Below are 10,971 nucleotides of genomic sequence, written 5' to 3'. Positions count from 1 at the left end.
AAGGCTTCTCCCCCCTCCTTTTCTTTTTAAAATGACCAGTATCAAACTGTTATAGAACACGAAAAAGAGCAAATGGTCATCACCATTCGTGCACATACATTGTTGAAAACAATTAATATAGTAGAAAAACGTCTTTTCGACAAATTACACAAGCTGTGGATAAACAATTCAACAGGCTGTGTAATAACTTTCCACAGGTTATCCACAAATTGTGGATAATATAAAAGGGCCAGATAAGTAATTAAGAGTTAAAACACAAATATAATATCAAAATAAACAAGATGGTGCAATGGGTGTCACAAACTTATCCACACACTTTACATCCTGTTGAAAAATAATTATCCACATCGGTTATTTGTGTGAAAAAAATGTCGATAATGGGTGTGGATAGTCTAAATATGCCGGAAAAATATCCACATTCTTGTTTTAAAGGTCTTTTAGGAGGAAAAAGAGAATAAAATGTTGGAAACTAAAAAAGAAGGTTTCTTCGTTTGATAATTTATGTTATGCTTATAAGGTTGATAATAAGAGTTTTATCATTGATATTGACAATCGATGGGTTACACAAATATAATGAGTTAGACTGTCTTAAACAGCTATTCCTCAGGGAGGTGTCATAAATGAAAAGAACGTTTCAACCAAATAACCGTAAGCGTAGTAAAGTTCATGGCTTCCGCAGCCGTATGAGTACTAAAAACGGACGTCTAGTTTTAAAGCGACGCCGCAGCAAAGGTAGAAAAAAATTATCAGCTTAGGCCACTGAATAATGTCAGTGGTCTTTTTTACATAAAATCGTAAATGAACTGTCAGTTTTTATCGGAGTGGAAGAAAACATGAAGAAGCGAAACAGGCTAAAAAAAAATGAAGAGTTTCAAAAGGTGTTCAAAAAAGGTCAATCAATGGCAAATCGCCAATTCGTTATTTACCAGCTGGATCAGCCAAATCAAGTTGAACTGCGTCTAGGATTGTCTGTCAGTAAGAAGATTGGTAATGCAGTGATTAGAAACCGAATTAAACGTCTGATCCGTCAGGTGTTTTTAGAGGAAGGCCATAAGTTAAAGCAAGAAAAAGACTACATTGTCATTGCACGAAAACCAGCGAGTGAATTGACCTTTGAAGAAACAAAGAAGTCTCTCCAACATTTATTTAGAAAATCCGCTGTTTATCAACAACAACCGAAAAAGTCTTCGTAATAGAAACTTTCGTTGAATCAATTTTTAAAAGCGCTTCCTTCATCTAGTGAATTAAAATGAAACCACCACTTTGCAAAGAAAAAATGTTACCATACTGATTAGGTGAGTCACTTTCTTAATCAATTCCAACTTAAATAAAGTTTGAAGTAATGGGAGGAATCTTGTTGAAAAGGCGATTATTACTAATATTTAGCTTGATTGGCGTATTGGTTTTATTGGCAGGATGTACACAGATCAATGAACCAATTACATCAGATAGTAAGGGATTCTGGAATTCTTATATTGTTTACCCGCTATCTCAATTAATCACGTACATGGCAAACTTAACTGGTGAAAACTATGGTGTAGCGATTATTATTGTAACACTGTTAATTCGCTTGCTTATTTTACCATTAATGATTAAACAGTTAAGAAGTACAAAAGCGATGCAAGCATTACAGCCTGAATTGAAAAAGCTTCGTGAAAAATATAGCTCTAAAGATCAAAAAACACAGCAGCAGCTTCAGCAGGAAACAATGGCCCTTTTTCAAAAAAATGGCGTCAATCCATTAGCAGGCTGTTTCCCAATTTTAATTCAAATGCCAATCCTTATTGGTTTCTATCATGCAATTATGAGAACAGCAGAAATTAAAAAGCATACATTCTTATGGTTTGACTTAGGCAGCCCAGATCCATTGTTCCTATTACCGATTATTGCGGGTGTAGCTACTTTCATTCAGCAAAAGCTGATGATGGCTGGAAATCCTTCGGACAACCCTCAAATGGCTATCATGCTATGGGTGATGCCGATTATGATCGTTGTGTTTGCAATTAGTTTCCCAGCAGCACTTTCATTATACTGGGTTGTAGGTAACATTTTCATGATCATTCAAACATTGGTGATTAAAACACCTCAAGTAAAAGTTGATACAAAAGAAAAAGCTGGCGGGAATAAAAAATGAAGGAAATAACTGCTGTCGGTCGCACAATCGAAGAAGCAGTAGATTCCGGACTTAAACAAATTCAGCTACTACAAGAAGAAGTAGAAATCACAATAGTAGATGAAGGAAATAAAGGGTTTTTAGGATTATTTGGTAAAAGACAGGCTGTGGTCAAGTTAGTAGAAAAGATAAATGCATTTAAATTAGCTACACAGTATTTGGATAAAATTGTTAAGTCTATTGATCCTAAAGCAAAGATTATTTCCAAACAGGAACCGAAAAACATTTCTTACCACATTGATGGAGATAAAACGTCATTAATGATTGGAAAAAGAGGCCAGACATTGTACTCTTTAGAAACGTTGGTACAGCTAGTGTTTAATCGTTATTCTGATCAGTATCATCATATAACAATTGATATTGGCGATTATAGGAAGAAACGACAAGAAGCACTTGAACAATATGCAGTCAAAACGGCAAATCGGGTTTTAAAAACGAAGAGAAAGGTTCATTTAGAACCAATGCCTTCGAATGAACGAAAAATTGTTCATGATGCGATTGCTGCATTTTCTAAAGAACTTGCCACGGCATCTGAAGATACAGGCAGCAAACGTCATGTTGTGGTGCTGTATAAAAAATAGCAGAAAGACTAAGATTCAGCAAAGCTGGATTTTAGTCTTTTTTTATTGAAAAATTGCTTTTTATAGAGGATTCATCCTTTATTTCTAAAAAATGAGTGTGTGATATGGGTGTAAAACGCCAATTTAACAAGTAAGTATAGGGATCAGGGCGTTTAAATTTATTGGATTTAGGTGTAAGATGTGAAGACAAGTTTCAAACGTCGTTATTCACATGTGGATAAGTTAAGTGTTAAAATAGATAAGATGCAAAGCTGTGGATAATTAGATATGGGATACTTTCACTTCGCTTTCATTTATGGTATCTTTAAATTTTGGATTAAGCGTTTTTGATATAGAGATGGACATTGTCCATTTAATAGATAACAGACTGTTTTTTAAGTAGAGAAAGAGGTGAATGAGTGATGGATACAATTGCAGCAATTTCTACACCGATGGGTGAAGGAGCAATTGCGATTATTCGTTTAAGCGGGCCTGATGCGGTACAGATTGCTGATCGGATGTATAAAGGTCCTAAGGAGAAAAAACTTGTATCGGTGGATTCACATACGATTCATTATGGTCATATTGTGGACTCTAGCACTGAGCAAGTCATAGAAGAGGTCATGGTGTCAGTATTAAGAGCGCCAAAAACATTTACGAGAGAAGACGTTATTGAGATTAACTGCCATGGCGGGATTGTAACGGTCAATAAAGTACTGCAGCTTGCTTTAAGAGAAGGAGCAAGATTAGCGGAGCCAGGTGAGTTTACAAAACGAGCTTTCTTAAATGGAAGAATTGATCTTTCGCAGGCTGAAGCGGTAATGGATTTAATTCGCGCAAAGACAGATCGTGCGATGAATGTAGCGATTACTCAAATGGAGGGACGCCTCTCAGGTTTGATTAAACGACTTCGCGGCGAGATATTGGAAACACTGGCCCATGTTGAAGTCAATATTGACTATCCTGAGTATGACGATGTTGAAGAAATGACGCATCGGGTTTTAGTTGAAAAGGCAACATCAGTGAAAAAGGAAATTGAGTCACTGCTAACAACTTCTCAGCAGGGGAAAATACTTCGCGAGGGCTTATCCACTGTCATTATTGGAAGACCGAATGTTGGGAAGTCTTCCTTGTTGAATAGTCTTGTACAGGAAACAAAAGCGATTGTAACGGATATTCCTGGAACAACGAGAGATGTCATTGAGGAATATGTAAATGTTAGAGGTGTACCGCTTCGATTAGTCGATACTGCGGGTATACGTGAGACGGAGGACATTGTTGAGCGTATAGGGGTTGAACGATCTAGACAGGTCTTAAAAGAAGCTGACCTGATTTTACTTGTGCTCAATTATAGCGAGGAATTGTCAGAAGAGGATATCAAACTTTTTGAGGCCGTCTCAGGCATGGATATCATCGTAATCGTGAATAAGACAGATCTTGAGCCTAAGCTTGATATTGAAAAGGTCAAGCAGTTAGCGAAGGATCGTCCGGTGGTTACTACATCATTATTACAAGAAAAAGGGATTGATGAACTTGAAATCGCGATTCAATCACTATTCTTCACGGGTTCAATTGAAAGTGGAGATTTAACGTATGTAAGTAATACAAGGCATATTGCTCTTCTTCAGGCAGCAAAACAATCCATTGAGGATGCTCTTGAAGGAATTGAAATGGACGTACCGATCGACATAGTTCAAATAGATTTAACACGCTGCTGGGAACAGCTGGGTGAAATTATTGGAGATGCTGTTCATGAAAGCTTGATTGATCAGTTATTCTCTCAATTCTGTTTAGGAAAGTAAAGGGAGGAACATAAGAAATGGGTTATGAAGCTGGCAATTATGACGTAATCGTCGTGGGTGCCGGTCATGCTGGAGTTGAGGCTGCTCTTGCTTCTGCAAGACAGGGCGCCAAAACACTTGTATTGACTATCAACCTCGATATGGTTGCTTTTATGCCATGTAATCCGTCTGTAGGCGGCCCCGCAAAAGGGATTGTCGTCAGAGAAATTGATGCTCTAGGCGGAGAAATGGCACGAAATATAGATAAGACGCATATTCAAATGCGCATGCTGAATACGGGGAAAGGACCTGCTGTCCGTGCGTTAAGAGCGCAAGCAGATAAGTTCCAATATCAGCATGAAATGAAAAAAACAATGGAAAATGAACCAAACCTGACAATGCTGCAAGGTATGGTAGATCATTTAATTGTAGAAGATGATGAATGTAAGGGTGTTGTTACTCAAACAGGGGCGAACTATCGTGCGAAGTCTGTTGTTTTAACGACAGGGACTTTCTTAAAAGGCCGCATCATTTTAGGAGACCTTTCGTATTCAAGCGGTCCAAATAACCAGCAGCCTTCTATTAAATTATCTGATCATTTAGCAGAACTAGGATTCGATTTGGTTCGCTTTAAAACAGGAACACCTCCTCGAGTGAATAGCCACTCGATTGATTATAGTAAAACAGAAATTCAACCAGGTGATGATGTCCCGCGGGCGTTCTCCTATGAAACGGTTGAATATATTACTGACCAGCTGCCATGCTGGTTAACGTACACGAGTTTAGAGACTCATCAAATTATTGATGAAAATCTACACCGTTCTCCAATGTATTCAGGTATGATTAAAGGAACTGGTCCTAGATACTGCCCGTCCATTGAAGATAAAGTGGTTCGTTTCAATGATAAACCGAGACATCAAATTTTCTTAGAGCCAGAAGGTCGTAATACGCAGGAAGTTTATGTTCAAGGATTGTCTACAAGTCTTCCGGAGGATGTACAGCAGCGCATGCTTTCAACTATCCCAGGACTCGAGAATGTTCAAATGATGAGAGCGGGTTATGCCATCGAGTATGATGCGATTGTGCCTACTCAGTTGTGGCCTACACTTGAGACGAAGAAAATTTCTGGATTATATACAGCCGGCCAAATTAATGGTACGTCTGGTTATGAGGAAGCAGCAGGTCAAGGGATTATGGCAGGTATTAATGCAGGAAGAAAAGCATTAGGTAAAGAAGAAGTCATTTTAAGCCGATCTGATGCATATATCGGTGTCCTCATCGATGACCTTGTCACAAAAGGAACAAATGAACCATACCGTCTCTTGACATCACGTGCTGAGTATCGTCTCCTTCTCCGTCATGACAATGCTGATTTAAGATTAACTGAACTTGGCTATCAAATTGGATTAATTTCTGAAGAAAGATTCCAAGCATTCCAGCAGAAAAAAGAAGCCATTGAAGCAGAGAAAAAACGTTTATATTCTGTGATCATTAAACCTACAGCAGAGACTCAAGAATTTATTCGTTCACTCGGTGGAAGTGAGTTGAAGGACGGCATTCGTGCAAGTGATTTGATGAAACGTCCAGAAATGAATTATGAAACTGTTGTGAAATTAGCTCCTGCGGAAACACAGCTTCCTTCTGATGTGTGTGAGCAGGTAGAGATTCAAATTAAATACGAAGGTTATATTGAAAAGTCACTCCAGCAAGTTGAAAAACTGAAAAAGATGGAGAACAAAAAGATTCCTGATCGTATTGATTATGATGCCATCAAAGGGATTGCAACTGAAGCGAAACAAAAGCTGAAAGAAGTCCGACCGCTTTCTGTTGCACAGGCTTCTCGTATTTCAGGCGTTAACCCTGCTGATATTTCTATCCTTTTAGTATATTTAGAGCAGGGGCGTATTGCGAAGATAGCAGAATAGAAAGGATGTCGGCATGAACATTGAACAATTTACAGCAGCACTAGAGGAGAAAGGGATCACTCTTTCTCCAGTGCAGCTTGAACAATTTGAAACCTACTTCCGCATGCTTGTAGAATGGAACGAGAAAATGAATTTAACGTCCATTACTGAAAAGGAAGAAGTGTATTTAAAGCATTTTTATGATTCAATATCAGCAGCATTTTTTATTGATTTTCACAAAGTGACGACGATTTGTGATATTGGAGCTGGTGCTGGTTTTCCAAGCATTCCTCTTAAGATTTGTTTCCCTCATCTACATGTGACCATTGTTGATTCTCTTCAGAAACGAATTACGTTTCTCAATGAGTTAGCAAAAGGATTAAACTTACAAGATACTACTTTTTATCATGATCGTGCGGAAACGTTTGGACAACGTAAGGAAAAGCGTGAAAGCTATGATCTTGTCACTGCTAGAGCAGTTGCACGTTTATCCGTCTTGAGCGAACTATGTCTGCCTCTAGTGAAAAAGGAAGGATTGTTTGTTGCCTTAAAAGCATCTGCCGCTGATGAAGAAATGCAAGCAGGGAAAAAAGCTGTCACAGTCCTCGGAGGAGAGGTTGTTGAAAAGCATTCCTTTGTTCTTCCTTTAGAAGAAAGCGAACGGAACATCATTGTCATTGAAAAGAAAAAGCAAACACCAAAAAAATATCCTAGAAAACCAGGAACACCTAATAAATCACCAATAGAAGGTTGATCATGTAAAAGGTCGGTTTTTCTTCAATATTTATGATTTTACAGAAGGAAAAAACATGAGAAAATAGAATTATAAAAAGGTAGTTTTTAAAGGTGGTGTAGGTTCATGAAGCATTCACTCTCACGCTTCTTCGGGCTTGGAGACAAAGAACATCCTGAGCGTGAAACCGAAATAGAAGCAGAGATTGCTGAGCATGATACATTAAAGGAAGAGATACAGGAGCTCCCGGTCGACACAATTATGCCAAACCGTTTTCAGCCACGCACCATTTTTTCAGAAGAAAAGATACAAGAGCTGGCCACGACGATTCATACCCATGGCATTATCCAACCGATTGTTGTTAGACCAACAGAAGAAGAAGGAAAATATGAACTGATCGCCGGCGAAAGACGTTGGAGAGCGGTACAGACTCTTCAATGGGAGAAAATCCCCGCTATTATAAAAGATTTTACTGATACGGAAACGGCATCTGTGGCATTGATTGAAAATTTGCAAAGAGAAGAGCTGTCTTCTATTGAAGAGGCTCATGCTTATGCACGTCTTTTAGAGCTTCATGATTTAACACAAGAGGCGCTTGCTCAGCGTTTAGGCAAGGGACAATCAACTGTTGCTAACAAATTAAGACTTTTAAAGTTGCCTGAAGAGGTACAACAAGCCATTTTAGAGAAAAAAATCTCTGAAAGGCATGCACGTTCACTTGTGCCCCTAAAGCTTCCAGAATTACAAATCGCGCTATTGCAGGAAATCATCGAAAAGCAGTTGAATGTGAAACAGACTGAAGAGCGTGTAGTGAAGATGCTTGAACAAAAAACGGATCGCAAACCGAAGCCAAAACGTAAGGCGTTTAGTCGTGATACACGAATTGCGATGAATACCATTCGTCAGTCTCTCCACATGGTAGAAGACAGCGGACTTAAAATAAATACCGAGGAAGAAGAGTTTGAGGAATATATCCAATTAACGATTCGAATTCCTAAATAGAAAAAAGCTGATGAGCGCCACTCGTCAGCTTTTTTTGTTTGTCTTATTTCCTGCACACACCATATTTACATAATATTTATAAATTGGTAAAATATGATTTTCATAGTATAAAGGAGGTGACAACTACTGATGAAAATGAAGAAGACTATTTTCGCCATTATTTGCTATTTACTAATTTCTTTTTCTGTTTTTCCAAATGAAGCGACAATATACGCTGTGAAATCGCCAACGGCTCATGCGGATGAAGGCCTGATGACCAACGAAGAATTGAACGTTTTGAAGAAGCAAGGTGTTGTTTCTAAAGATGTGACTGTACAGCAATTTAATCAAGAGTATGCGTCTTCCGACGATTCGATCGACTTGATTACAGCTGACGATGATTTGAAGAACTATGGTTTACGACAAAATAAGCATGATGAGCTGGTGACGGATGAAAAGCCGCACACCCTCAAGCAACTTTTAGGAAAGCCGTATCCTGGTACCGATATTATCCCTAAAAAAGGAGATATCTTGGTGACAACCACTGATGCTGTGAAGGGTTTGGTTGGACATGCAGGTATCGTCATTAATGAGAAAAGCTATGCTTCTATTCCAGGGTTTCGAAAGCATCCTCAACTTGATTCCATTCATAACTGGTTTCGCTATAGTGCCAATACAAAGGTAATTCGGATTAATCAAGAGGAGAAGGCAGATTTAGCAGGGGAATGGGCACACGATTATGTGAAAGATCATCCGAAGGCTCGCTACTCCATCACCATGTCAATTCAATCATTGGACCCGACTTATTGTTCAAAGATCGTGTGGCAGGCCTATGGCAAAACAGGGGACGCTTTGGGACATGCGACTTTTACCATTAAGACACCCTATGGATTTTTAAAAAAGAAAAGCTATAAAACAGTAACTCCTAAGGTCATTGTCAGTGAAGGCCGTAAAATAGGTGAATTATACTTTTAATATGTGACCCTCACTTTTGATAGAAGTGAGGGTTTTGATGCATGTCTATTTCTTAAAAAAGATATATCAATATACTTTTTAGATGTGTTATCATTCGTTCTTTTATGTACGAAAAGGCACATTCACCGACGAATTTATAATAGGGAAACAAAAAAAGCAAACGTTTCATACTTTTTTTGATAGAATAGGAAGTATGAATGATTGAGAAACTTGTTAAGTTGAAAGTGGGTGACATCGTGGGGAAAATCATAGCGATTACCAACCAGAAGGGCGGCGTCGGGAAGACGACAACTTCTGTTAATTTGGGTGCGTGTTTAGCATACATAGGCAAACGAGTGTTGTTAGTTGATATTGATCCGCAGGGCAATGCCACGAGTGGTATTGGGATTGAGAAGGCCGACGTAGAGAAGTGTGTGTACGATATTTTAGTTGATGATGCAGATGTTCTTGATGTGATTAAGACGACAGAGGTCGAAAATCTTGATGTCATTCCTGCGACGATACAGCTTGCAGGGGCTGAAATAGAGCTTGTGCCTACAATCTCACGTGAAGTGAGGCTGAAGAGAGCACTTGAATCTGTTAAGCAGAATTATGATTATATGATTATTGACTGCCCGCCATCACTTGGACTGCTGACGATTAATGCGTTAACTGCATCCGATTCCGTTTTAATACCAGTTCAGTGCGAATATTATGCGCTTGAAGGATTGAGCCAATTGTTAAACACAGTTCGTCTCGTGCAGAAACATCTAAATACCGATCTTGCCATTGAAGGTGTCTTGCTGACAATGCTTGATGCCCGAACAAATCTTGGGATTCAGGTTATCGAAGAAGTGAAGAAGTACTTTAGAGATAAAGTCTATCAAACCGTCATTCCGAGAAATGTGAGGCTGAGTGAAGCGCCAAGTCATGGAAAGCCGATTATCTTGTATGATCCACGTTCAAGAGGTGCAGATGTCTATTTAGACTTAGCAAAGGAAGTGGATGCGAATGGCTAAAGGTCTTGGAAAGGGTATTAATGCACTATTTAACAACGTAGACTCAAATGAAGAAACGGTTGAAGAAATTAAATTAAAGGATTTGCGTCCGAATCCTTATCAGCCAAGGAAAACGTTTGATGATGATGCATTGTCTGATCTGAAAGAATCCATTCAGCAGCACGGTGTTTTACAGCCGATCATTGTTCGTAAATCGATTAAAGGATATGACATAGTAGCAGGAGAACGTCGTTTTCGCGCAGCACAACAAGCTGGTCTGACAACAATTCCTGCAATCGTTCGAGAGTTTTCAGAAACGCTGATGAGAGAAATTGCCCTTTTAGAAAACCTGCAGCGTGAGGATCTCTCTCCACTAGAGGAAGCGGAAGCGTATGCTTCCTTGCTGGATCATCTAAGTGTGACGCAAGAGGAATTAGCGAAGCGATTAGGGAAAAGCAGACCGCATATTGCGAACCATCTCCGTCTGTTGACTTTACCGGATGAGATCCAAAAGCTGATTGCAAATGGAACGTTATCAATGGGACATGGCCGGACATTGCTTAGCTTAAAGAACAAAAAGAAGCTGGCGCCTTTGGTAAAGAAAATCGTGGATGAGGGGTTAAACGTACGACAGGTTGAGAAACTTGTTCAGCAGTTAAACGAAAATGTTCCACGTGAAACAAAGAAAAAAGAAGCACCAAAGGATCGAGTGTTGAAAGAAAGAGAGTCTTTCTTACAAAACTACTTTGGTACTTCAGTGACGATCAAGAAACAGAAGAAAAAAGGTAAAATTGAGATTGAATTCCTCTCAAATGAAGATTTAGACAGAATCCTTGAATTGCTTTCTACGAGGGAATCATCAGAGTGACCATCTTGATATGAGATGG

The 10,971-nt window shown here is 39.0% G+C and carries 11 protein-coding genes; all 11 read left to right on the top strand.

Going from position 1 to position 10,971, the window contains the following annotated elements; genetic code table 11:
* Window positions 1–620 precede the first annotated feature (620 nt).
* The 11 genes from rpmH to MHB69_RS19315 all read left to right on the top strand — a co-directional run bounded on the left by rpmH (window position 621) and on the right by MHB69_RS19315 (window position 10,952).
* Window positions 621–755 carry a 50S ribosomal protein L34 gene (gene rpmH / locus MHB69_RS19365; protein WP_073208224.1) on the top strand — a complete coding sequence of 45 codons (135 nt, stop codon included), beginning with the start codon at window positions 621–623 and terminating at the stop codon, window positions 753–755.
* Between the two features lie 78 nt (window positions 756–833).
* Window positions 834–1,193 (top strand): ribonuclease P protein component, encoded by a 360-nt coding sequence (gene rnpA / locus MHB69_RS19360; RefSeq protein WP_024427652.1) that lies wholly within the window; start codon window positions 834–836, stop codon window positions 1,191–1,193.
* 158 nt (window positions 1,194–1,351) lie between these two features.
* Window positions 1,352–2,134: a YidC family membrane integrase SpoIIIJ gene (spoIIIJ, locus tag MHB69_RS19355; protein WP_087976621.1), complete on the top strand. Its 783-nt coding sequence runs from the start codon at window positions 1,352–1,354 to the stop codon at window positions 2,132–2,134.
* A complete protein-coding gene (jag, locus tag MHB69_RS19350) occupies window positions 2,131–2,754 on the top strand; it encodes an RNA-binding cell elongation regulator Jag/EloR (RefSeq protein ID WP_034283644.1) in 624 nt (207 codons plus the stop codon). Before spoIIIJ ends, jag begins: the two co-directional genes overlap by 4 nt.
* A 401-nt stretch (window positions 2,755–3,155) precedes the next feature.
* On the top strand, window positions 3,156–4,535 hold the full coding sequence (gene mnmE, locus MHB69_RS19345) for a tRNA uridine-5-carboxymethylaminomethyl(34) synthesis GTPase MnmE (RefSeq protein WP_024424070.1): 1,380 nt from the start codon (window positions 3,156–3,158) through the stop codon (window positions 4,533–4,535).
* 17 nt (window positions 4,536–4,552) lie between these two features.
* Entirely contained in the window at window positions 4,553–6,439 is a 1,887-nt protein-coding gene (gene mnmG, locus MHB69_RS19340; RefSeq protein WP_046312540.1) for a tRNA uridine-5-carboxymethylaminomethyl(34) synthesis enzyme MnmG, read from the top strand.
* A gap of 13 nt (window positions 6,440–6,452) precedes the next feature.
* Window positions 6,453–7,172 (top strand): 16S rRNA (guanine(527)-N(7))-methyltransferase RsmG, encoded by a 720-nt coding sequence (gene rsmG / locus MHB69_RS19335; protein WP_024424068.1) that lies wholly within the window; start codon window positions 6,453–6,455, stop codon window positions 7,170–7,172.
* Window positions 7,173–7,277: 105 nt separating this feature from the next.
* Window positions 7,278–8,153 (top strand): nucleoid occlusion protein, encoded by an 876-nt coding sequence (gene noc, locus MHB69_RS19330; RefSeq protein WP_024424067.1) that lies wholly within the window; start codon window positions 7,278–7,280, stop codon window positions 8,151–8,153.
* 129 nt (window positions 8,154–8,282) lie between these two features.
* A complete protein-coding gene (locus MHB69_RS19325) occupies window positions 8,283–9,107 on the top strand; it encodes an orthopoxovirus pf05708 family protein (RefSeq protein ID WP_034283641.1) in 825 nt (274 codons plus the stop codon).
* A gap of 236 nt (window positions 9,108–9,343) precedes the next feature.
* The gene (gene soj / locus MHB69_RS19320; protein ID WP_008360890.1) at window positions 9,344–10,105 is read left to right on the top strand and encodes a sporulation initiation inhibitor protein Soj; all 762 of its coding nucleotides are present in this window, start codon (window positions 9,344–9,346) and stop codon (window positions 10,103–10,105) included.
* Window positions 10,098–10,952 (top strand): ParB/RepB/Spo0J family partition protein, encoded by an 855-nt coding sequence (locus MHB69_RS19315; RefSeq protein ID WP_046312548.1) that lies wholly within the window; start codon window positions 10,098–10,100, stop codon window positions 10,950–10,952. Before soj ends, MHB69_RS19315 begins: the two co-directional genes overlap by 8 nt.
* Window positions 10,953–10,971: the final 19 nt, after the last annotated feature.

The sequence above is a fragment of the Bacillus sp. FSL K6-0994 genome (assembly GCF_038630815.1).
In the GTDB taxonomy this organism is placed as follows: domain Bacteria; phylum Bacillota; class Bacilli; order Bacillales; family Bacillaceae; genus Bacillus; species Bacillus safensis.
The sequence above is the reverse complement of the archived record's forward strand: the minus strand, read 5'-3'. Positions and strand labels throughout refer to the sequence as shown.

Excerpts from the sequence above, each read along its gene's own strand:
- rsmG (WP_024424068.1), top strand. The coding sequence starts at position 6,453 with ATGAACATTGAACAATTTACAGCAGCACTAGAGGAGAAAGGGATCACT.
- MHB69_RS19325 (WP_034283641.1), top strand. The coding sequence starts at position 8,283 with ATGAAAATGAAGAAGACTATTTTCGCCATTATTTGCTATTTACTAATT.
- jag (WP_034283644.1), top strand. The coding sequence starts at position 2,131 with ATGAAGGAAATAACTGCTGTCGGTCGCACAATCGAAGAAGCAGTAGAT.
- MHB69_RS19315 (WP_046312548.1), top strand. The coding sequence starts at position 10,098 with ATGGCTAAAGGTCTTGGAAAGGGTATTAATGCACTATTTAACAACGTA.
- noc (WP_024424067.1), top strand. The coding sequence starts at position 7,278 with ATGAAGCATTCACTCTCACGCTTCTTCGGGCTTGGAGACAAAGAACAT.
- rnpA (WP_024427652.1), top strand. The coding sequence starts at position 834 with ATGAAGAAGCGAAACAGGCTAAAAAAAAATGAAGAGTTTCAAAAGGTG.
- rpmH (WP_073208224.1), top strand. The coding sequence starts at position 621 with ATGAAAAGAACGTTTCAACCAAATAACCGTAAGCGTAGTAAAGTTCAT.
- mnmE (WP_024424070.1), top strand. The coding sequence starts at position 3,156 with ATGGATACAATTGCAGCAATTTCTACACCGATGGGTGAAGGAGCAATT.
- mnmG (WP_046312540.1), top strand. The coding sequence starts at position 4,553 with ATGGGTTATGAAGCTGGCAATTATGACGTAATCGTCGTGGGTGCCGGT.